This is a genomic window from Arthrobacter sp. B2060, from assembly GCF_059090445.1.
In genome coordinates, this window is the sequence record NZ_JBNHFR010000008.1 from 174,306 (window position 1) to 195,574 (window position 21,269).

The 21,269-nt window shown below is 65.7% G+C and carries 23 protein-coding genes and 1 pseudogene; 14 read left to right on the plus strand and 10 right to left on the minus strand.

What is annotated here, in order from left to right; translation table 11 throughout:
- The first annotated feature begins 10 nt into the window (after positions 1 to 10).
- The 6 genes from aceB (at position 11) to AC5RUM_RS15135 (ending at position 6,360) form a co-directional block, all read left to right on the plus strand.
- Positions 11 to 1,609 (plus strand): malate synthase A, encoded by a 1,599-nt coding sequence (gene aceB, locus AC5RUM_RS15110; protein ID WP_494035683.1) that lies wholly within the window; start codon positions 11 to 13, stop codon positions 1,607 to 1,609.
- 3 nt (positions 1,610 to 1,612) lie between these two features.
- On the plus strand, positions 1,613 to 2,917 hold the full coding sequence (locus tag AC5RUM_RS15115; protein WP_494035684.1) for a DUF6986 family protein: 1,305 nt from the start codon (positions 1,613 to 1,615) through the stop codon (positions 2,915 to 2,917).
- Entirely contained in the window at positions 2,914 to 3,726 is an 813-nt protein-coding gene (locus tag AC5RUM_RS15120) for a bifunctional allantoicase/(S)-ureidoglycine aminohydrolase (protein WP_494035685.1), read from the plus strand. Before AC5RUM_RS15115 ends, AC5RUM_RS15120 begins: the two co-directional genes overlap by 4 nt.
- A gap of 159 nt (positions 3,727 to 3,885) precedes the next feature.
- The gene (locus tag AC5RUM_RS15125) at positions 3,886 to 5,049 is read left to right on the plus strand and encodes a serine hydrolase domain-containing protein (protein ID WP_494035686.1); all 1,164 of its coding nucleotides are present in this window, start codon (positions 3,886 to 3,888) and stop codon (positions 5,047 to 5,049) included.
- Positions 5,050 to 5,094: 45 nt separating this feature from the next.
- Positions 5,095 to 5,451: a VOC family protein gene (locus AC5RUM_RS15130; RefSeq protein ID WP_494035687.1), complete on the plus strand. Its 357-nt coding sequence runs from the start codon at positions 5,095 to 5,097 to the stop codon at positions 5,449 to 5,451.
- Positions 5,452 to 5,562: 111 nt separating this feature from the next.
- On the plus strand, positions 5,563 to 6,360 hold the full coding sequence (locus tag AC5RUM_RS15135) for an SDR family oxidoreductase (RefSeq protein ID WP_494035688.1): 798 nt from the start codon (positions 5,563 to 5,565) through the stop codon (positions 6,358 to 6,360).
- 57 nt (positions 6,361 to 6,417) lie between these two features.
- Here AC5RUM_RS15135 and AC5RUM_RS15140 read toward each other — a convergent pair whose 3' ends face one another.
- Positions 6,418 to 7,593 (minus strand): zinc-dependent alcohol dehydrogenase, encoded by a 1,176-nt coding sequence (locus AC5RUM_RS15140; RefSeq protein WP_494035689.1) that lies wholly within the window; start codon positions 7,591 to 7,593, stop codon positions 6,418 to 6,420.
- A 211-nt stretch (positions 7,594 to 7,804) separates the two neighbouring features.
- Between AC5RUM_RS15140 and AC5RUM_RS15145 the strand changes: the two genes are divergently transcribed.
- Positions 7,805 to 7,987: a hypothetical protein gene (locus tag AC5RUM_RS15145; protein WP_494035690.1), complete on the plus strand. Its 183-nt coding sequence runs from the start codon at positions 7,805 to 7,807 to the stop codon at positions 7,985 to 7,987.
- Between the two features lie 151 nt (positions 7,988 to 8,138).
- On the opposite strand, the gene AC5RUM_RS15150 is transcribed toward AC5RUM_RS15145, so the two are convergent.
- The 3 genes and pseudogenes from AC5RUM_RS15150 to AC5RUM_RS15160 form a co-directional block, all read right to left on the minus strand.
- Positions 8,139 to 8,837: an HAD family hydrolase gene (locus AC5RUM_RS15150; RefSeq protein ID WP_494035691.1), complete on the minus strand. Its 699-nt coding sequence runs from the start codon at positions 8,835 to 8,837 to the stop codon at positions 8,139 to 8,141.
- Positions 8,838 to 8,899: 62 nt separating this feature from the next.
- Positions 8,900 to 9,082, minus strand: a pseudogene (locus AC5RUM_RS15155) (DUF1508 domain-containing protein); the annotation flags it as partial.
- A 93-nt stretch (positions 9,083 to 9,175) separates the two neighbouring features.
- Positions 9,176 to 10,978 (minus strand): glycoside hydrolase family 15 protein, encoded by a 1,803-nt coding sequence (locus tag AC5RUM_RS15160; RefSeq protein ID WP_494035692.1) that lies wholly within the window; start codon positions 10,976 to 10,978, stop codon positions 9,176 to 9,178.
- A 149-nt stretch (positions 10,979 to 11,127) separates the two neighbouring features.
- On the opposite strand from AC5RUM_RS15160, the gene AC5RUM_RS15165 reads away from it, so the two are divergent.
- The 3 genes from AC5RUM_RS15165 to AC5RUM_RS15175 all read left to right on the plus strand — a co-directional run bounded on the left by AC5RUM_RS15165 (position 11,128) and on the right by AC5RUM_RS15175 (position 13,747).
- Positions 11,128 to 11,862, plus strand: coding sequence for an ANTAR domain-containing protein (locus AC5RUM_RS15165; protein ID WP_494035693.1), 735 nt, complete (start codon positions 11,128 to 11,130; stop codon positions 11,860 to 11,862).
- A gap of 4 nt (positions 11,863 to 11,866) precedes the next feature.
- Positions 11,867 to 12,598: a DUF72 domain-containing protein gene (locus AC5RUM_RS15170; RefSeq protein ID WP_494035694.1), complete on the plus strand. Its 732-nt coding sequence runs from the start codon at positions 11,867 to 11,869 to the stop codon at positions 12,596 to 12,598.
- 90 nt (positions 12,599 to 12,688) lie between these two features.
- Positions 12,689 to 13,747: an App1 family protein phosphatidate phosphatase gene (locus AC5RUM_RS15175; protein ID WP_494035695.1), complete on the plus strand. Its 1,059-nt coding sequence runs from the start codon at positions 12,689 to 12,691 to the stop codon at positions 13,745 to 13,747.
- Between the two features lie 29 nt (positions 13,748 to 13,776).
- Here the strand turns inward: AC5RUM_RS15175 and AC5RUM_RS15180 are convergent, their stop codons facing one another.
- The 4 genes from AC5RUM_RS15180 to AC5RUM_RS15195 form a co-directional block, all read right to left on the minus strand.
- Positions 13,777 to 15,369 (minus strand): GH1 family beta-glucosidase, encoded by a 1,593-nt coding sequence (locus tag AC5RUM_RS15180; protein WP_494035696.1) that lies wholly within the window; start codon positions 15,367 to 15,369, stop codon positions 13,777 to 13,779.
- 265 nt (positions 15,370 to 15,634) lie between these two features.
- Positions 15,635 to 16,021: a hypothetical protein gene (locus AC5RUM_RS15185; protein WP_494035697.1), complete on the minus strand. Its 387-nt coding sequence runs from the start codon at positions 16,019 to 16,021 to the stop codon at positions 15,635 to 15,637.
- The gene (locus tag AC5RUM_RS15190; RefSeq protein ID WP_494035698.1) at positions 16,018 to 16,437 is read right to left on the minus strand and encodes a J domain-containing protein; all 420 of its coding nucleotides are present in this window, start codon (positions 16,435 to 16,437) and stop codon (positions 16,018 to 16,020) included. The genes AC5RUM_RS15185 and AC5RUM_RS15190 overlap by 4 nt, the downstream gene beginning before the upstream one ends.
- Before the next feature lie 172 nt (positions 16,438 to 16,609).
- Positions 16,610 to 17,032 carry an Hsp20/alpha crystallin family protein gene (locus tag AC5RUM_RS15195; protein ID WP_400581644.1) on the minus strand — a complete coding sequence of 141 codons (423 nt, stop codon included), beginning with the start codon at positions 17,030 to 17,032 and terminating at the stop codon, positions 16,610 to 16,612.
- A gap of 138 nt (positions 17,033 to 17,170) precedes the next feature.
- On the opposite strand from AC5RUM_RS15195, the gene AC5RUM_RS15200 reads away from it, so the two are divergent.
- Positions 17,171 to 17,479, plus strand: a complete 309-nt coding sequence (locus AC5RUM_RS15200) for a MerR family transcriptional regulator (RefSeq protein WP_494035699.1) — start codon at positions 17,171 to 17,173, stop codon at positions 17,477 to 17,479.
- Between the two features lie 22 nt (positions 17,480 to 17,501).
- Here the strand turns inward: AC5RUM_RS15200 and AC5RUM_RS15205 are convergent, their stop codons facing one another.
- The gene (locus tag AC5RUM_RS15205; RefSeq protein ID WP_494035700.1) at positions 17,502 to 17,807 is read right to left on the minus strand and encodes an MmcQ/YjbR family DNA-binding protein; all 306 of its coding nucleotides are present in this window, start codon (positions 17,805 to 17,807) and stop codon (positions 17,502 to 17,504) included.
- Between the two features lie 59 nt (positions 17,808 to 17,866).
- Positions 17,867 to 18,646: a phosphatase PAP2 family protein gene (locus AC5RUM_RS15210; protein WP_494035701.1), complete on the minus strand. Its 780-nt coding sequence runs from the start codon at positions 18,644 to 18,646 to the stop codon at positions 17,867 to 17,869.
- A 154-nt stretch (positions 18,647 to 18,800) separates the two neighbouring features.
- On the opposite strand from AC5RUM_RS15210, the gene AC5RUM_RS15215 reads away from it, so the two are divergent.
- The 3 genes from AC5RUM_RS15215 to AC5RUM_RS15225 all read left to right on the plus strand — a co-directional run bounded on the left by AC5RUM_RS15215 (position 18,801) and on the right by AC5RUM_RS15225 (position 20,969).
- Entirely contained in the window at positions 18,801 to 19,007 is a 207-nt protein-coding gene (locus AC5RUM_RS15215) for a hypothetical protein (protein ID WP_494035702.1), read from the plus strand.
- A gap of 102 nt (positions 19,008 to 19,109) precedes the next feature.
- The gene (locus tag AC5RUM_RS15220; protein ID WP_494035703.1) at positions 19,110 to 19,307 is read left to right on the plus strand and encodes a hypothetical protein; all 198 of its coding nucleotides are present in this window, start codon (positions 19,110 to 19,112) and stop codon (positions 19,305 to 19,307) included.
- 75 nt (positions 19,308 to 19,382) lie between these two features.
- Complete coding sequence (locus tag AC5RUM_RS15225; protein ID WP_494035704.1) at positions 19,383 to 20,969, plus strand: alkaline phosphatase D family protein; 1,587 nt, start codon at positions 19,383 to 19,385, stop codon at positions 20,967 to 20,969.
- Positions 20,970 to 21,269: the final 300 nt, after the last annotated feature.

Sequence of the window (21,269 nt, forward strand, 5' to 3'; positions counted from 1 at the left end):
AGGACCAACAATGGCTATCACAGTCACAGACCCCCGGCCGATCGAGCGGGCCGAGGAGATTCTCACCCCGAAGGCCCTGGCGTTCGTCGAAGAGCTCCATAAGCGCTTCGCCGGCACCCGCGCCGACCTCCTCGAAGCCCGGGCCGCCAAGCGCGAGCACGTGGCCCGGACCGGCAGCCTCGATTTCCTGCCGGACACCCAGGACGTGCGCGACGGCGACTGGAAGGTTGCGCCGGCGCCTGCCGCCTTGCAGGACCGCCGGGTCGAGATGACCGGCCCCGCCTCGCCCGCCAAGATGGCCATCAACGCGCTGAACTCCGGCGCGAAGGTGTGGCTTGCCGACCTCGAGGACGCCAGCACGCCCACGTGGGCCAACGTCATCGACGCCATCCTGAACCTGCGTGATGCTGCCACCGGGACCCTGAGCTACACCTCCCCGGAAGGCAAGGAGTACCGGCTCCGTACCGACGCCCCGCTCGCCGTCGTCGTGGCCCGTCCGCGCGGGTGGCACATGGAGGAACGGCACCTGCTGATCGACGGCGAACCCGCCGTGGGTGCCCTGGTGGACTTCGGCCTGCACTTCTTCCACATCGCCAAGCAGCTGGTGCTCAACGGCCACGGCCCGTACTACTATCTGCCCAAGATGGAGAGCCACCTCGAGGCCCGCCTGTGGAACGAGGTGTTCGTCTTCGCCCAGGACTTCCTCGGCCTCAACCAGGGCACCATCCGCGCCACCGTGCTGATCGAGACCATCCCGGCTGCGTTCGAAATGGACGAGATCCTCTACGAACTCCGCGACCACGCCTCCGGCCTGAACGCAGGCCGCTGGGACTACCTGTTCAGCATCATCAAGTACTTCCGTGACGCCGGTGCCAGCTTCGTACTCCCGGACCGCGCCACCGTGGCCATGACGGCGCCGTTCATGCGCGCCTACACGGAACTGCTGGTGAAGACCTGCCACCACCGCGGCGCCTTCGCGATGGGCGGGATGGCGGCCGTCATTCCCAACCGCCGCGAACCTGAAGTCACGGCCCAGGCCTTCGCGAAGGTCCGCGCGGACAAGACCCGCGAGGCGAACGACGGCTTCGACGGCTCCTGGGTGGCCCACCCGGACCTCGTTCCGGTGTGCCGTGAAGTGTTTGACGCCGTTCTCGGCGAGCGCCCGAACCAGCTGGACAAGCAGCGCCCGGAGGTCTCCGTGACCGCCGGCCAGCTGCTGGACATTGCCTCGGCCGACGGCCAGGTCACGGAGGCCGGGCTGCGCCTGAACCTCTATGTCGCCGTCGCCTACACGGCAGTGTGGATTTCGGGCAACGGTGCGGTGGCCATCCACAACCTCATGGAGGACGCCGCGACGGCGGAGATCTCCCGCTCGCAGGTGTGGCAGCAGATCCGCAACAAGGTGGTCCTGGCCGACACCGGCAACACGGTCACGCGCGAGCTGGTCACGAAGATCCTGGCTGAGGAGACCGAGAAGCTGCGCGGCGAAGTGGGCGAGGAAGCCTTCGAGCGCTACTACCAGCCCGCCAGCAGCCTGATCGCGGACATCTGCCTTTCCGAGGACTACACGGACTTCCTCACCACGCCGGCCTACGAACTGGTGGGCTGAGGCATGGCGGTACCCGAACCATCACTCGGCGCGGCCGACCTCGCCCGGATCGACTCCCAGCTGGCGGCCACCGACCGGTTGCTGGAGCAGAACTACCCGGGCGACGACGGCTCCCGGCAGCCCGTTCACACGGTGTACGTGCCCGCGGACCGGTTCACGCCGTCGTTCGCTGCCGACTGGGGCGCCCAGGCGCTGTCGACGGCGGCCGCCCACGGCGGGCTCGCGCGCCTGGGCGCGCTGCTCGGCCAGGAAGCGGAGCTCGCCGAAGCCGTGGCGTCCCGGGTGGAGGCCAAACTCGGCAGCGAACCGATCGAGGATCTCCGCCTCGACTTCGAGGACGGCTTTGGGGACAGGGGCGACGACGCCGAGGACGCCGCCGCAGTTGCTGCGGCTTCCGCTGTGGCCGCCGCAGTTGCGGCTGGATCGGCGCCGCCCTTCATCGGGATCCGTTTCAAATGCTTCGAGGCACCCACCCGCGCCCGCGGCCTGCGCACCTTGGACCTCTTCGTGTCCGGCCTCGCCGCGGCGGGCGAACTGCCCGAGGGGCTGGTCCTCACCCTGCCCAAGGTCACCACCGTCGCCCAGGTCCAGGCGATGGACTATGCGGTCTCCCGGCTGGAGGAAGTCCACTCACTCCCCACCGGCCGGCTCCGGTTCGAGGTGCAGGTGGAGACGCCCCAGCTCATCCTCGGCCCGGACGGCAGCTCGCCGGTGGCGCAGCTTCCCCACGCCGTGCCTGGAAGGATCAGCGGGCTTCACTACGGCACGTACGATTATTCGGCCTCGCTGCAAATTTCGGCCGAGTACCAGTCCATGGAGCACCCGGTGGCGGACTTCGCCAAGGAGGTCATGCAGCTGGCCGTGGCAGGGACCGGCATCCGGCTCTCGGACGGCTCCACCAACATCATCCCCGTTGGCGACAACGTCGAAAATGCCTGGCAGCTGCACGGCCGGCTGGTGCGGCGGTCCCTCGAGCGCGGCTACTACCAGGGCTGGGACCTGCACCCAGCCCAGCTGCCCAGCCGGTTCGCGGCCACATACGCGTTCTACCGCCAGGGGCTTCCGGCCGCAGCGGCACGCCTCCGCAACTACGTCGAGCAAACCGCGGGCGGGGTCATGGACGAGCCCGCCACGGCCCGGGCACTGGCGGCGTTCGTGCTGCGCGGCGTCCAATGCGGAGCGGTAGGTGCCGAAGAAGTACTGGCGCTTGCCGGCGTCGGACTCCCCCAGCTCACTGGCCTGGCCCACCCGCGTCTCGCCGCACACACTTCCCCCCTCTCGTCTACACCGCAAGGAGCACACTCATGAGCAACTACTTCTTCCCCGAGGGCGGCCTGCCGCCGCAGACCCAGCTCCTGACCGACCGGGCCGTGGTCAAGGAGGCCTACACCGTCATTCCCAAGGGCGTGCTGCGGGACATCGTCACCTCCAACCTCCCCGGCTGGACCAACACGCGCGCGTGGATCATCGCCCGGCCCATCGCGGGCTTCGCCACCACGTTCTCCCAGCTCATCGTTGAGGTGGCTCCCGGCGGCGGATCCCAGAAGCCCGAGGCGGAGGCCGGCGTCGAAGGCGTCATATTCCTCACCAAAGGCAAGCTGGACCTCAGCCTCGACGGCGAAATCCACCACCTCGAGGAGGGCGGCTACGCCTACCTCGCGGCTGGCGCCGACTGGTCCGTCAGCAACTCCTCCGACGGCATCGCCAGCTTCCAGTGGATCCGCAAGGCCTACGAACCGCTGGAAGGCTACACGGCCAAGTCCTTCGTGACGCGCGACCAGGACGTCGAGCCGCGGCCCATGCCCGGGACCGACGGCGCCTGGGCCACCAGCCGTTTCGTGGACCCGGACGACCTCGCACACGACATGCACGTGAACATCGTGACGTTCAAGCCGGGTGCGTCGATTCCGTTCGCGGAAACCCACGTGATGGAGCACGGGCTCTTCGTCCTCGAGGGCAAGGCGGTCTACCGCCTGAACGACGACTGGGTGGAGGTGGAAGCCGGGGACTTCATGTGGCTGCGCGCCTTCTGCCCGCAGGCCTGCTACGCCGGCGGCCCCGGGAACTTCCGCTACCTGCTCTACAAGGACGTCAACCGCCAGATCCGGCTGACCTAGCCGCCCCGGTCCCGCCCGGATCCCGAGCCCTTCCGGCGATGCCGGCACCGGCATCGGGCCCTTGACCTTCTCAGGGCTCGCGAGGAACATGTGTGGTGCCGGCAGGCTGGCCTCCCTGTGGTGAGTCCAGCGCCGGCACTTGCTAAAGGATCTGATGGCATGCCAGGGTTCAGGCTTCCGGTCTCCATCCTGAGGTGCGTTGCGGCCGTGTCCGCTGCCGTGCTGGCCGCCTCCCTCGGCGGCTGCACTGCCGCGCCGGATCCGCCTGAGGAGCCATCAACTTCCGCCGGTGCTTTCCGGGACCTTGAACTGTTCGGCCGGACGATGATCGACGACGGGGCGCCGGCCGTCCTGATGCACGTGAAGAATAAGGGCGAAGAATGGTCCCGCGCGGTCGGCGTCAGGAGCCTCAAGACCAAGGAGCCGGTGCAGCTCTCCGATCCCGTTCAAGTCGCCAGCGTGACGAAGTCCATGGTGGCTGTAACTGTCCTGAAGCTCGTGGAAGAGGGCAGGCTTCGCCTCGACGACGCTGTCAGTGAGCACCTGCCGGACCTTGGCCGCACGGTGAATCCGCCATTCCCGGTCACCGTGCGCGATCTGCTCAGCCATTCGTCGGGAATGCCGGACTATGCGGCGACATTGATCCAGTCCAAGCCGGTGAAGGAAGTGATCAACACCAGGCTCAGCCTGGCCGAGCGGCTTGCATGGGCCGGGAGGACGACGTGGGAGAAACGGCTCGCCCAGGGGTTCGATTATTCGGCATCGGACTACGTGGCGTTGGCGCTGCTGGTGGAGAGGCTCAGGAGACAGCCGATCGGTGACGTCATCAGTGAGCAGATCACCGGCCCGCTTGGAATGACCGGGACTTACATGATCGGCACCAGGACCGTGCCGGAAGCCATGGCACACGGCTATCTGGTCATTGAGGACCAACGCGTTGATGTGACGTCCCCGGCAATTCTCATAGGGTCCCCGTCCGCGGGCATGATATCCACCGTGCCGGACATGAACACGTTTTACTCAGCCCTCATGCAGGGAAAGCTCCTGAAGCCCGCCACGCTGAAGGAGATGCAGACGTCAAACACCGCCGGATTCTATGGTCTCGGCCTGTGGATCTGGAACGACACCTGCACCAACGGCTTCGCCTACGGCCATCCGGGAGACATTCTGGGCTACGGCACCGTCTCGATGACCAGTGCGGACGGAACCAGGCAGGTGACCGTGGCCCTGACCTATCCGCCGGCGCCCTTCCTGGAGGGAAGCAACCCGCTGGTCCTGGAAATGATGGACGTCGCCGAACAGACACTGAACAGCATGTGCTGACCGCGCCCCCTTGCATCACGAACAGCCTCACGCAAGCATGAGACCATGCTGACGATCGGAACAACTGTCCTCGGAGTCAACGACGTCGCCCGTGCCACCGCCTTCTGGTGTGATGCCCTCGGCTATGTCCCCCGGGAGGAGGGCGATGAAACCTGGGTGGTCCTGATACCGCAGAAAGGCGAAGGCGCCAGGCTCGCCCTCATGCTCAGCGAAACGCCCGTGCAGCAACACCCGCGCATCCATCTGGACCTCTATGCCGACAACCAGGCGGGCGAGGTGGAGCGGCTCCTGGGGCTGGGGGCCTCGCAAGTGGAATGGGATCTTTACCCCGAGGACCCCGATTTCATTGTCCTGGAAGACCCTGACGGGAACCGCTTCTGCGTCGTCGACGCCGCCGCCTGACCTTCACCCCCATATAGCCAGCCTCCACAGAGCCAGCCCTCCATACCCTCCAGCCAAGCCGCCAACAAGGCCTGCCACGGAGGGCAGCCGAGAAGGAAAGGGACCGACACCATGGAGTTCTCCCCGCGCACCGCCATTGTCACAGGGAGCGATTCCGGCATTGGCCGGGCCACGGCGGTGGCCCTCGCGAAAGCCGGACTCGACGTCGGCATTACCTGGCACTCTGACCAGGACGGCGCCGAAAAAACCGCGGACGAGGTCCGCGCCGCCGGCCGCAATGCCGTGGTCAGGCAGCTGGACACCACTGACCTGCTGGGATGTGCCGGTGTCATCGACGGGCTTGCCGAGGAGCTGGGCGGCGTGGATGTGTTCGTCAACAATTCCGGAACCGGTGACGGGAAAAAGTTCCTCGAGCTGAACTACGAGACCTGGTCGAACACCATGGACACCAACCTGAACGGCGCCTTCCTGTGCATCCAGGCGGCGGCCCGGCGGATGGTCGATGCCGGACGGGGCGGCCGCATCATCGCCGTCACCAGCGTCCACGAGACACAGCCGCGTGTGGGCTCGACGGCCTACGACGCCTCCAAGCACGGCCTTGGCGGCCTCATCAAAACCATTGCCCTGGAGCTTGCGGAATTCGGCATCACCGCCAATTCCGTGGCGCCAGGCGAAATTGCCACTCCCATGACGGCCCAGACCGATGAGGACCCCGCCACCAAGGACCGGCCCGGTGTTCCGCTGGGTCGGCCCGGCGACGCGCGGGAGGTTGCCGCCGTAATCGCGTTTCTGGCGTCCGCGGCGTCGAGCTACGTGACGGGGGCATCGTGGGCCGTCGACGGCGGAATGCTCCAGATGGGCCCGCAGGCAGGCTCCCACATCACAAGCCACGACTGGCGGGAGAACTAGTCCCCCGCCAGCCGCACTTCCGGGCCCCTCTGCTAAAGCCCGGTCACATTGGGTGCCCTAAGGCTGCAGGACGACCTTGATACAGCCGTCCTCTTTCTTCTGGAACTTCTCATACAGCGCGGGCGCCCCGGCCAGCCCCGCCCGGTGGGTGACCAGATCCATGACACCCAACGGATCGGCGTCGTCCTCCACCAGCGGGAGCAGCTCATCAGTCCAGCGGCGGACGTTGCACTGACCCATCCGAAGCTGGATCTGCTTGTCGAACATGGTCAGCAGCGGCATGGGGCTGGCCATGCCTCCGTACACGCCGCTCAGGGACACGGTTCCGCCACGGCGGACGGCGTCGATCGTGGCGTGCAGGGCTGCAAGCCGGTCCACGCCGGCGGTTTCCATGGCCTTCTGCGCCAACTTGTCTGGCAGGAGACCCAGCGCCTGGTGCGCGAACCCTGTCACGGGCGAACCGTGGGCTTCCATGCCGACGGCATCCACCACTGCATCAGGTCCACGGCCTCCGGTCCGTTCCCGCAGCTCATCGGCGATGTCCGTGGAATAGTCCAAGACCTCGACGCCGTGCCGTGCAGCCATCTCCCGGCGCTCCGGCACGGGATCCACCCCGATGACCCGCAGGCCCAGATAATTCCCGATCCTCGCCGAGAACTGTCCGACTGGCCCGAGCCCGAAAACAGCGAGGGTGCCGCCGTCCGGAGCATCCGCGTACTTCACGGCCTGCCAGGCGGTGGGAAGGATGTCGGACAGAAACAGGTAGCGGTCATCCGGGAGCTCATGGCCGACTTTGACCGGCCCATAGTCCGCAAACGGAACCCGCAGGTATTCAGCCTGGCCGCCCGGAACGGAGCCGTACATTTCGGAATAGCCGAACAACGCGGCCCCTGAACCCTTTTCCTTCACCTGGGTCGTCTCACACTGTGACTGCAGACCCTGGCTGCACATGTAGCAGCGCCCGCACGCGATGTTGAACGGAACCACCACGCGGTCGCCCTTGGCGAGCGAGGTAACGGCGCCGCCCACCTCCTCCACGATGCCCATGGGCTCATGGCCCAGGACGTCCCCTTTGTGCATGTAGGGGCCCAGCACCTCATAGAGATGGAGATCCGAACCGCAGATTGCGGTGGAGGTGATCCTGATGATGGCGTCCGTGGGCTCCTGGATCACGGGATCGGGAACTTCTTCCACGCTCACCGAGCGCTTGCCTTGCCAGGTCAGTGCCTTCATGGGTCCCTTCCTTCAGCCGCAAAACCAGTTCTTTCGACAGCACGGCCCATTCGGCCCGCGGTAAAGGTCAGCATGCTTATCAGTTGTGCCGCACAGCCAAGGTAGCACTCCGGCGCCCCATGGCAAAAGGTAAGCCCCCTTCCCATTCCCTTGTTTCAGCCACCGAAGGCTCCTAGCGTAGGAACTGTCCGCGCCCCCAAGGAAAGGCATCATGATGACGCTGTACCAGCCTGAACCCGTGGAGATTTCCACCCGGATGCGCCCCGGCGAGTGGACCGAGTCCAGCCTTGAGGAACTGGTCACCACATACCGCGCCAAGATCCTCGCCATGGGAGCTGGGTCCCGGAGGTGGTTACGCAAGTTACCAGGAACGACGACGGATCGGTTGCAGTGACGGTGTCGTGGAACAAGGGCGACTATGCCGATGAGCCGGCATCAGAACGCCCGTCATCCGGGGAGGCCGCCGCCGGGTCAACCGCCTTGTGAGGTTGCCGGGGGCTAGCTGCGCGGGCGCAAGGCTGCTCGGGCGGCTCGGCAGACCCGCCTCATCCGGCGAGAAGCTTCCCGATGGCACTGTCCCTGAGGCCATCCAGCAGTTCGCGAGGCCCGGAATACACTTCGACGGCCCCCGCCTCCCGCAGCTCCGCCTCGCTCGTGCCGCCGCAGGTCACCCCGATGGTGGGGATATCGAGCCGGGCCGCGGCATAGACGTCCCACACGGCATCACCTACATAGACGGCATCCGAGGCTTCGATCCCGACGGCATGCAGTGCCGCAACGAGTATGTCCGGCTCAGGCTTGCTCTCCTTTGCGTCCGCGGCGCTCGTCGCAGCATCGATGAAGGAATCGGCGGCCAGGCTCGCGCGGAGGGCCTTGAGGTCCTGTTCCCTGGCTGAGGACGCTAGCGCCACCGCCAACCCGCTTTCACAGCACTGCGCCAACAAATCCCGAGCACCCTCCAAGGGCCTCAGTGCCGGCCAGTAGGTGCCGAATATTCCCGAGTGTGCCGCGAGGACATCCTCATCGACGGACTTGTCGCGCCCGTCCGGCAACAGATGGTCTACCAGCCGCGCACCGCCCATGCCCACGCAGCGGTGTATCCGCGCCATCGGCACGTCGAAGCCGGATTGGCGGAACGCCTGCCACCACGCGAGCGTATGCAGGTAGGCGGAGTCCACCAAGGTCCCGTCGACGTCGAACAGGACTCCCTTCCGGCGCGTGCCCGCGGCACGGCGGTTCGGCACCCCGGCCCTCAGCGTTCCGTCTCGGAGGATTCAGGCGACAGCAATGCCGACCGCTCCACGGCATCGCGGGAGTTGTCGCGGATCAGCCCGGTCCCAGCAATTTCACGGGCACGGGCAACGCCGGCCACGGCCGCCCGCTTCGTGGGGAAGGTGACGGACACTGCCATCAGTGCGCCAGCGCCGTCCAGCAGCCGGATCCGGTAACCGCCGTCAGGGGCATCCACCAGTTCGAAGTATCCAGACATCCCAGCTCTCCTCCTCCTTGACCAGTCGGACAGGTGTTAGTAAGTATACTTACTGCCTTGGCGTATGGAGAGGCCTCTGGCAGGAAACGGTAGCTACGGCGCAGTTCCTGCCCGCAGGGGCTTGTTGCTGCGCCGTGTCCGGTGCTGTTGCAGTTCCAGGGCGCTGGTCACCAGGGCGAAATGGCTGAAGGCCTGCGGGGTGTTTCCCAGGTGCCGGGCACTCTGGACCCCCCATTCCTCGCTGAGCAGCCCGACGTCGTTGCGCAACGCCAGGAGGCGTTCAAACAGCTCGGTCGCCTGCCGGTGGCGGCCCGCACCGAGGAGCGCTTCCACCAGCCAGAAGGAGCAGGCCAGGAAGACTCCCTCGCCACCGGGGAGGCCGTCGTCGCTGATTTCGGGCCGGTACCGGAGCAGGAAACCGTCCTCTGTCAGCTCGCGCTGAATGGCGTCGATGGTGCCGATCACGCGCGGATCGTCGGGCGGCAGGAACCCCACGCGCGGGATGAGAAGCAGGCTGGCATCCAGTTCGGGGCGGCCATAGGACTGCGTGAAAGTGTTGCGGTCAGCGTCAAAGCCGTGGGTCATGACATCCTTCCGGATCGTATCCCGCAGCGCCTCCCAACGGGCGGCGGGCCCGGGCAACCCCGATTCCCGTACGCCCTTGACCATCCGGTCCGCGGCAACCCAGGCCATGACCTTCGAATGTGTGAAATGGCGCCTCGGCCCGCGCATTTCCCAGAGCCCGTTGTCCGGCCGGTTCCAAACACCTTCCAGGTACTCCATCAGCGCCACCTGGACGTCCCAGGCCTCGTCGGGATGCGTGAGCAGGGAATTGCGGGTGAGCGACAGGCAGTCCAGCACCTCGCCCCAGACGTCCAGTTGCAGCTGTCCGGCCGCGCCGTTGCCGATCCGCACCGGGGATGAGTCCTCGTAGCCCGAGAGCCACGGGAGCTCCATCTCGGGCAGCCGGCGCTCGCCGTGGATGCCGTACATGATTTGCAGGTCAGCGGGATCGCCCGCGACGGCCCGCAGCAGCCAGTCCCGCCACGCGGCAGCCTCGGCGGTATAGCCGACTGCCAGCAGCGACTGCAGCGTCAGGGTTGCGTCACGGAGCCAGCAGTAGCGGTAGTCCCAGTTCCGCGGTCCGCCCAGCTGTTCGGGCAGGGACGTGGTCACGGCAGCCACGATGCCGCCGGTGGGGGCATAGGTGAGGGCCTTGAGCGTGATGAGCGAGCGCTCCACCGCGTCCTTGTATGGACCTGTTACCTTGGACTGCCCGGCCCAGTCCAGCCAAAACTTCTCCGTGGACTCCAGGACAACTTCCGCGTCCACCGCCCGCGGCCGGCGGACGTGGCTGGGCGCCCACGTCAGCACAAAGGGCACGCGTTCGCCCGCCTTCACAGTGAAGTCACTGACGGTGTGCATGTGTTCCCCACGGAGAGGCGCGTTCGTCGCCAGGTAGGCGGAATCCGGCCCGGCGATCGCGTGCAGCCCGCGGCTGTCGCGGCGCACCCAGGGCATGATGTGGCCGTAGTCGAAACGCAGAGCCAGCTCGCCCCGCATCTTGACCTGACCGTGAAGGCCAACGACAATCCGTACGATGTCCGCCACTTCGTCACGGGGAGGCATGAAGTCGATAACCCGGACGGCCCCGTCGTCCGTTTCCCATTCCGTTTCCAGGATCAGGGTATGTTTGCGGTAGCGCCGGCTGGTGCACTCCGCCGCGCCCGCCGGAGCAAGCCTCCAGCGTCCGGACTCGGGCGTGTCCAGCAAGGCGTTAAAGCAGGCCGGCGAATCGAAGCGCGGCAGGCACAGCCAATCAATGGAACCTTCAGTGCTGATCAGGGCTGCGGTGTGCAGGTCACCCACCACCGCATAATCCTCGATGCGTACCATGCCCTTACAGTGCCACAGCTGGAACGTCCGCACGAGAGCAACCCCGGGTGTAGCCTGAAGTGTGGGCGGTGCAACTGCCACGAATCATGACTTTGGACGTGTCCCCCGGCCAGCCACACCGGTGGACAAGGGCAGAACAGGAGACTCCCTTGGATAGTCGTCTGAACGAGACTGACGTGACAGGGTACGTCCAGGACCTCCTGCTGGACACCCAAGACGTCGAGGACTTCCTCAACGAGCTGGCCCGCTACTCGGCCGAACAATTGTCTGGAGCCCACGGCCAGCTGTATTGCGGCATCACGCTCCTGAGGAGCCGCAGTGCCGGCACCGTGGCCAGCAGCAGCGAAGAGGCACGGGCGGTTGACGAAATCCAGTACCAGTTCAAGGACGGGCCGTGCCTCCGGTCGTGCCGGGAAGGCATCATCGTCCACATTCCTGATTTTGAACTGGACAACATATTTCCCGAATACAACGAAACTGTCCTCAAAGCCGGCATCCGCTCCGTTCTGGCTGTGCCGTTCGACCTGCCCGGGGGCAACGCCAAGGCCGGCCTCAACCTTTATTCGGACAAGCCGAATGCCTTTGACGACGATGCCGTGGAGCGCGCCGTCAGCTACGTCCGCCAGGCCTCGAAAGGCCTGCGCCTCGCCATCCGGATAGCCCAGCACAGCGACGCGGCCTCGAACCTGAAAGCGGCGATGGAGTCACGCACCATCATCGACACCGCGGTGGGCATCATCATCGCGCAGAACCGCTGCAGCCAGGAGGAGGCCATCGGGCTGATCAAGTCCGCCTCCAGCAACCGCAACATAAAACTCCGCGAGGTGGCTGCCGCGATCGTGGAGTCGGCCGGTGGAGGACACCTGAGCACGCACTTCGAGTAATCCCATGTCCGTGCATATCGGCACCTCAGGCTGGAGTTACGACCACTGGGAGAACGTGCTCTACCCGCCGGGGCTTCCCGCACGCGACAGGCTGCAGCGTTACGTGGCGAGGTTCAGCACGGTGGAGCTGAACGCAAGTTTCTACCGCTGGCCGCGGGACACGTCCTTTGCGAGCTGGCGGCGGCGGCTTCCCGACGGTTTCGCCTTGTCCGTCAAGGCCCCGCGCGGCCTCACGCACGGCAAGAAACTCTACGGCCCGGAAGTCTGGATCGAGAGGATTTCCCGGTGCTGGCACGAACTTGGCGACAAGCGCGCCGTCCTGCTGGTCCAGCTCCCGCCGGACCTCGCGCGCGACGACGGCCGGCTGGAATACTTCCTCGCTGCCCTGCCCACCTGGATCCGGGTGAGTGTCGAGTTCCGCCACCCGAGTTGGGACCACCCGGACGTGTACAGCCTGCTGGAGCGCCACGGCGCGGCCTACTGCGTGATGAGCGGGGCCAACCTGCCGTGCATCCTGAGAGCCACGGCGCCCTTCGTCTATGTCAGGCTGCACGGTCCGGACCACGAGCACCTGTACGGCGGCTCGTACTCCGACGAGGACCTGCGGTGGTGGGCGGACCGGATCCGTGAGTGGCGCGGCGCGGGCAAGGATGTATACGCCTATTTCAATAACGACGGCGGCGGCAACGCGGTGCGGAACGCGGACACTTTGCGGTGGCTGCTGGGGGACGGCTGACCGCCGTGATGAAACAGGCCCAGCCGGCCGGGTCAGGTAACAGAGTCAGGGAACCGCCCGCAGGATCGGGGCCTGTGGCAGAGTGAAGGCATGGACATGGCGTCACAGGAATCTTCTTTGTCCGGTACTCAGGTCTTCCGCCTGGCCCACCGGCTCTCCAATGCGATCAACACCGCCCGGCTGAAGCTCGCCCGCAGGTGGAATTTCGAACCCAAAACAATCGCTTACCAGGGCTACGGCTCCACGACGTGGGTCCGGGTACTGGGCAGGGTGGTGCTGGCCAGCAAGCCTGTCCCCGGCAGCCGGGCCGATCACGCGGCAAAAAACGGAACCCAGAACATCCGGGGCTGGCGCGCATTCACCAGCGTTCCCATCCCGGGCTCCGAGGTGGAAATTGCGGTCGGCGGCACCGTGACGAAAGTCAGGGCCGACCGGGGCGGGCTCGTCGACATTGATGTCCAGGTCTCCCTTTCCCCGGGCTGGCACACGGCTGTGTTGCGGGCGGAAGGCACCGAGCCGGCGGAGGCCAGCATTTTCGTCATCGGTCCCGAGGCCAGATTCGGCATCGTCTCAGACATCGACGACACAGTCATGGTCACGGCCCTGCCAAGGCCCTTCCTTGCCCTGTGGAACACGTTCGTGCTGAGCGAGCGGGCAAGGATGGCCACTCCGGGCATGGCGGTGCTGCTGGACCGGCTGACGGTGGAACACCCCGATGCCCCGGTGATCTACCTGTCCACCGGGCCCTGGAATGCCGCCCCGACCCTTGGCAGGTTCCTCTCGCGCAACATGTATCCCTCCGGTGCGCTCGTGCTCACGGACTGGGGACTCACCCAGGACCGGTGGTTCCGCAGCGGCCAAGACCACAAGCGCCAAAACCTGGAGCGCCTCGCCGCTGAATTTCCGAACATGCGCTGGCTGCTCATTGGGGACAACGGCCAGCATGACGAGCAAATCTACTCCGCGTTTACCCGGGAGCATTCGGACAAGGTGGCCGCAATCGCCATCCGGCAGCTCTCCGTCAGCGAGTCGGTCCTGGCCGGCGGGCATTCGGAAAACGGAGACCACAGTGCCTCCTCCGTACCTTGGATCTACTCGCCTGACGGCGCCGGCATTGCACGGAAGCTCAAGGAACTTGAACTGATCTGAGCTGAACCGGTCTGAGCTGAACCGGAAGGTCAGCTCCCCAACGGCGACGCCTCGCCGTCGGACACTTCGCGTTCCGCGCCCTCGGGGACGGCGCCCTCCACCACAGCGCCTTCGGGAACGGCACCCTCGGGAACGACACCTTCAGCGGCAGCGGCGACGGCGGCTCCTGCGGCAGCGACCAACGTCCGTTCCTCCAGGAGTTCCTGGAACCAGTAGTAGGACGCCTTGGGTGTCCGCTCGAGCGTCTCGAAGTTCACGTGCACCAGGCCGAACGGCTGGTTATAACCGCCGGACCACTCAAAATTGTCCAGCAGGGACCACACGTAGTAACCGCGAAGATCCACCGCCTCGGCCTCACCGCCGGGGGCCGTGGCACGGAGCGCAGTGCCGAGGTGGTCCGACAGGTACCGCAGGCGGCGTTCATCCGGAATGAAGCGGCGGTTCGTGGACTTGTCACGGACGATGATGTCCTCGAAGCTGGCCCCGCCCTCGGTGATGATGACCGGCGGAAGATTCGGATACCGTGCGGCCATCTCCTTGAGGGCGACGGCCATATAGGCAGGCTTGACGGGCCACCCGTAGGCCGTGGTCTCGGTGTCCGGCCAAGGTTCGATGTGCAGGGGCGCGCCCGGTGTGGCAGTGCTGAGATCGTCCCCGATGGCTTCCGCCATGGCCGCCGGCACAGGACTGTCACCCCCGCCGGCCGCCACTCTTGTGGGCATGTAATAGTTGAGCCCGTAGAAATCCAGCGGCTGCGAAATGATGGCCATGTCCTCGTCGGGATGCTCGAAGGACGAAAAGAACTTCCCGAGGCGGACAAGGTCGGGGTACTTCCCGGCAAGGACGGGGTCGGCGTAGAGGCGGTTCTGCGCCACGTCCATGGCGCCGGCGCTCAGCCTGTCCAGTGGATTGGAGGAATTCGGCACCATCGGGGAGTACACATTCGACATGCCTATCTCCCCCGGCACTTTGGCTGCCCGCAGCGCTTGGACCGCCAGACCGTGGCCAAGCAGCTGGTGGTGGACCGAGGGCAGCCCGTTGGCGAAGTCCGCCTTCCCCGGTGAGTGCAGGCCCAATGCATAACCGTTCGTGGTCACTGTGGCGGGTTCGTTGATGGTCACCCAGCGCGCCACGCGGTCCCCATAGGCTGCTGCGGCAATGGCGGCGAATTCTGCCAAGCGGTAGGCGGTGTCCCTGTTGAGCCATCCGCCTGCCTCGTCCAGCTGCAGCGGCGTGTCCCAGTGGTACAGGGTCACCATGGGAGATATGCCGTTGGCCAGGAGCTCGTCGAGCAGCCGGTCGTAGAAGTCCAGACCGGCCCTGTTCACGGGGCCGCGGCCTCCTGGCTGGATCCGGGACCAGGAGAGCGAGAACCGGTACGAGTCGACGCCCAGTTCCTTCATGAGCGCCACGTCCTGCGGCATCCGGTGGTAGTGGTCGCACGCCACGGCCGGGCTGTGGCCATCCACAATGGCGCCGGGTTTGGCTGCGAAGACGTCCCATCCTGCCTTCCCCCGGCCGTCCACGTCAACGGCACCCTCAATCTGGAATGCGGCGGTGGCTACTCCAAGGGTGAAGCCCGGCGGAATCTTCGCGGCCAACTCTTTGGCGGATGCATGCATAGTCGGACCTCTGTGTTGTTCGAAATGGGCAGGAAAAGAGTTTGCCTGAAACGCTCAGGACGGCAGGCCCTCCCCTTGGATCACTGCCTGCGCCGCATCGCTGACGCTGCAGCTGGAAAACGAACCCCTTGGCGAAAACATGGCCCTCTCTTTCGTCGGCACTTTAGGTGCCTTCCAGAATGACACAGGCCGCGCCACCTGACGAGGGCAGGATGACGTGCCCCACGACGGCGGCGTGCACCGGACAAGGCGAACGCCCAGGCGCCTAGTGCATCACGGCGGGGCCGAACAGGAAGTCCTTGGCATGGGCGACGGCCTTCTTAAAGGCGTCGTTCCTCAGGGCCAGCAGATGCTCGGAACTGTCCTCCCCCGGCTCCAGGTAGCCGGTGAAGCCCGGGCGGAGCACCCAGATATCCCCACCCGGCGGCAGGTAGAAGACCCCGAACGATCGGTGCTGGCGGTCATCATCTGACCAGATGGGCACCACGGCGAGGGCAGCCCCGGTGGCCGGGTTGATCCACTGCGCGCGCGGAAGCGGCTCTTCATGGGCCTCCGGATCCAGGAAGGGCGCGGTGTTCTTGCCCCAGCGTTCTTCAAACCGCTCATGAAAGGCAGGGATCAGGTGGGAGTCGTATCGGCGCCAATCGCTCATCGTCTTCGTTTTCCTCCGGGGTCGAAACGGATGGTGGCCCAGGGCCCGCTTTCCCACCTGACGGGCGTTGCACGTAGGGGTGGATCCTCATGGCGGATGTGACGCACGGGAACCTCGCGGGAATGGTCTTTGGACTGGCCGTCCCTGGGACCGGCCGCGGCGGCCCTGTGTTCGTTCCTCAGAACCTCGCGTTCGTTGCTCAGAACCTCGTGGTCGTAGGCGAGGCGCTGTTTCGGGTCACGGAGCACCTTGAAGGCCTGCATGATGAGCTGCAGTTCGGCGGGTGCTGCGGTGGGATTGGCCAAGTCCGGGTGGTGCGTTCGCAGAAGGGACCGGTAGGCGCGCGCTATTTCCCGCTGTGTCGCCGTCCGCGGCACATGCAGGGCCGCGTAGTGATCGGGAAAATTGCCCGGCATTGTCCCTCCCTTGGTGAATCCGCAGGAGGCGCTGGCTCAGCGGCGGACCAGATGGCCCGTCAGGGACCAGGAACGGCTTCCGGCCTGGTGCCGGCCGCATGGAGCCGGCACCTTGAAGCCGGAAGCCGCCCCGGCAGCATCACGTGATTGCCTTGCCAAGCGCCGGCGCGGACTAGGTTCCGATCTCGTGGAGTTCACCCTTGCGCTCGATTTCAATCTTGCGAGGCTTGGCCTGTTCCGCCACGGGGATTCGAAGCGTCAGCACGCCGGCGTCGTAACTCGCCTTGATGTTCTCCGTGTCGAGAGTGTCTGCGAGGATCAGTTGGCGGCTGAAAACTCCGCGGGGCCGCTCGGCCACCACCAGCTCCACATTGGGCTGCGTGGGGTCCTGGCGTTCTGCCCGGACGGTAAGGACGTTACGCTCCACGTTGAGGTCCACCTTCTCGGGCAGAACGCCCGGAAGATCGAAGGCCACTACAAACTCGCCGTCCTCCTGCCAGGCATCCATCGGCATAGCGGCCGGGCGGGCCGCGGTTCCGAAGACCTGCTGAGTGAGCCGGTCCAGCTCACGGAACGGGTCGGTACGGATGAGCATCATTTCCCACTCCTTAAGCACATATGTAATGTCACGTTAACCCACCTTCATCTATGGTGGTGGATATAGATTTTTTATAGCACTGGTGTCAAACTGGTGCAAGAGGCAGTTCAAATTATTCTCAACCGAGGAAACACCGTGGCAGATCAAGACGAAGGCAGGGGCCTTTACGCAATTTCCGTGGTGGCCGATCTGCTCGGAACGGGGCAACAAAACATCCGGCTGTACGAGCGGCGCGGATTGCTGACGCCGGGGCGGACCTCCGGGGGAACACGGCAGTACAGCGACTCAGACCTGGCGGTGCTCCGTCGGATCGGTGAGCTCCTGGATGAGGGGCTCAACCTGGCAGGAGTGGCGAAAGTGCTGGAACTCGAGGTGGACAACGCCAGGCTCCGCCGGCAGCTTGAACGCGCCCGTGCACGCAACGCCCGGCAGCCGGAAGGCTAGTCCCTGCTGCGACGCCGCGGCCTCACATCCGCCCACCGGCCAACAGGAAGGATTCTTCCAGCAGTTCGGCGAGTTCGCCGCCGTCGAGCCTTGAAAGCCGGACCAGGACCAACTGTGGCGACCGCTCATGGTGCGGCGTCCAGAAATAAGTATCTGGATCGGTACCGGCCAATGCCTCGCGTTCCCCGGTCTTGACCGTCAGCACGCCCTCCTCCCACATCCGGGCCATCAGTGATTTTGCGAACCAGGCGGGCTGGTTCCAGCTGCTGCGCTCAGTGACTCCCGGCAGGGCGAGGCAGATCCGGCGGACATCGTCTTCAGTGGCCATGCCCCACTCTGGCACCGGCCGGCGGCCTCCGCAATCGCCGGCGCCGGGTGCAGCCGGCCTTAGTCCGCCGGGGAATCAGCCTTGGACAATTCGCCGGTCACCGCTTCGCCGGGCACCCTGGCGGTCCGCCACGTGTCCACGGCAATGACGGCCCCGAGCACCACGAGGGACAGGGACACCGAGGCCACAGCGTCGCTCACCCAGTGGTAGCCCAGGTAGAGCCTGCTGAGGGCGGCCAGGATCACGCCGATGACCGCGAAGACAAAACCGACGACGGTGACTGCCGGGCGCCGGTGGCGGGAAAAGACCAGGAAAGCGGTCACGAGCAGGAAGTCCGAGGCGCCGAGCACGTGCCCGGACGGAAAGGAGAATGTATGGTCGGCACCGAACAGCATGAGATCGACGGGTGGACGGGCGCGTTCGACGGCATGCCCAATGATTTGGGCGAGTACAACGCCCGTCACCATTGCTGCCGCAAGCAGGACAGGCCGCCAGGCGTGTTTGGCCAGGATTCCCCATGCCAGGGTGACCACCAGCACAATGATCGGCAGCGCTACGGGACCGAAGACAACCGCCAGGATGATCATGCCAACCGTCAGCGCTTCCGAGCGCGTGGTGAGCAGCCACCTACGGGCAGACTCATCGGCGGCGGCCAGGCCATCCTTCTGAAGCACATCCGTCAGCGTCAGGAAGAAGACGAGGGCACCCGCTGCGGCAAGGACAATTGCGGTGACATACAGCGCCTTGCGGTCTCCCGCGTCCACGTAGCGTTCCTCGACCACGAACTTGTCATGGAATACCCGCCACCACCCCGCCTTGCCCGTTGATTCGTCTACCACGTGGAATCCCGCCTGTGCGCCGAAGGAATGAAGCGATTTCTGTGTTGAAGATTATCTCCTGCCTGCCGGACACTGGGGCGCGTGTGGGCCCTTACGAAGCCGGCCTGCCGCTGTTACCGTGGTTTTTCCAGCCCCACGAGGATCAGGAGACGACATGAGCACCGAAAACACTGAAAACGGCGGCACCGTTCCGGGCTCGGAAAACGGCGTTGGGCTCGGCGCCGGCGAGCCCAACACGTTTGAGCCGGAGGAGGGGACCGAGACCAAGGACACTTCGGCGCGTGGAGAGACGTCGGTTGCCACGGCCGAGGACACCCCTGACGTGGAAGAGACCCCGGTGGAAACAACAGAGCCCAGCTGACTCGCCGCCGCGGGCCGCGTCCGGGAGCCCTGTCCTGGAAGGCCCCCGCGGTGGATAATTGGACACACACTGGAGTGTGGCAACGGGGCTACGGAGGATTCCATGAGGATCGTCGGAACGCTAGTGATCATCTGGCTCATTATCGGCGTCCTCGCCGCATTCCAACGAGGATATTTCGGCGGTTCGCCGGACTCGTGCACCGAGGCCGGGACTGTGGCGATCACCATCGCCGCGGGGCCGCTGAATTATATGGGGGTCAACCCAAAGATGGCCTGCGAGGTTCCGCAACCTTCCCAGTAACCACGGTCACGCGCGTTCACCTGGGATTCACGCGCGTGACTTCGGCTGTCAAAACGGACTGGCTACGTTCGTGCCATGGACATTTCGCGCAGATCTCTCATCACCGCCGGCCTGGGTGCCGGCCTGGTCATCGCCCTGCCGGGTACTGCCGTCGCGGACCAGCGGAACTCGGAGGCAAGCCTCCCGGGCGATCCGTTCACCCTTGGCATTGCCTCGGGCGACCCGTGGCCTGACGGCTTTGTCATCTGGACCCGCCTCGCCCTGAGCCCGCTGGCAGAGGACGGCCTTGGCGGCATGCCGTCGCGCACGGTGGGCGTGGCATGGGAAGTCGCCGAAGACGCCGCCATGAAAAGGGTGGTGCAGCGCGGCGTGGAGCGGGCGGTTCCCGAGCGTGCCCACTCGGTGCACGTCGAACTGCGCGGGTTGAAGCCGGGCCGCGAGTATTTCTACCGCTTCCGCGCGGGCCGCCACATCAGCCCTGTTGGCCGCACACTGACCAGCCCGGCCTGGTATGAGACGCCGGCGGCGCTGGCCATGTCCTTCGCCAGCTGCGCGCAGTACGAGCACGGCTTTTTCACCGCCTACCGCCGCCTCGCGGAAGACCAGCCGGATCTGGTCCTCCACCTCGGCGACTACCAGTACGAGTACAAAAAGGACTCCTACGTGGTGGGCGGCGGAAACGTCCGCGACCATGAGGGCCCGGAGACTGTGACACTGGAGAACTACCGCCAGCGCCACGCGCAGTACAAGGCCGACGCCGACCTCCAGGCGGCCCACGCCGCGGCACCCTGGCTGGTGGTCTGGGATGACCATGAAGTGGACAACAACTGGGCGGACGAGGTGCCGGAGAACGCAGATCCCGGACAGCTCAACGACTCCGCCGCCAACTTCCGCACCCGGAGGGCCGCCGCCTTCAAGGCCTACTACGAAAACATGCCGCTGCGAGCACCGTCTGTTCCGTCCGGCCCCGACATGAAAATCTACCGCTCGGTCCAGTGGGGCCAGCTGGCAAACTTCCACATGATGGACACCCGCCAGTACCGCGACGACCAGCTGGCCGGGGACGGCTGGCGGAAAAACGTCGGCGGGCGCCTGGCGGAGAACAGGACCATCACGGGCGCCGCTCAGGAGCAGTGGCTGCTCGACGGGTTCCGGAAGTCCACGGCACGCTGGGACATCCTGGGCCAGCAGGTCTTCTTCGCGGAGCGCGACCGCAACAAGGCGGCGGACATCGATGACATGTCCATGGACGGCTGGGACGGCTACGCCGCCTCACGCCGCCGGATCACGCAAGGCTGGGTGGACGCCAAGGTGCGCAACGCCGTCGTACTTACCGGCGACGTCCACCGCAACTGGGCCAGCGACGTCAAAGTGGACTTCAAGGATCCGGATGCGCCGGTGGTGGGTTCGGAACTGGTATGCACCTCCATCACGTCCAACGGGAATGGAACCGGCTCAGTCAAGGAGCCGACGATGGCATGGAACCCGCACCTGAAGTTCTACAACGACCAGCGGGGATACGTCCGGACCACGATTACCAAGGAGTCCCTCACGGCTGACTACCGGGTATTGGAGTACGTCACGGCAGCGGGCTCTCCGGTCAGCACGAAGGCAACCTTCAGCATCGAGGACGGCGTTCCGGGACTGCAGCGGCGCGGCTAGGGCGCCCGAGGGCGCCACACCCCGCAGTCCACCGCCGGGCGGCAACACTGCCCGGCGGTTTCGCCAGCCCACCGAAGAGGCAAAACCCCCGCACAATCTGGTAAACATGTGAGTTGACCCACAATAAGGGGTGAGCTATTCTCGTAATTGTTAGCGCTCACAAGAGCGACAGCCCGCTCAAGGAATTGAGCAGCAGCTTCAAGGAAGTGAACGGGGCGGCACGGACGCCGCCCCGACCGCAAAGCCCACTGGTGTGCGGGCCTCAGGATCGCGCAGCAGCCGACCGGAGCCCAATGCCGG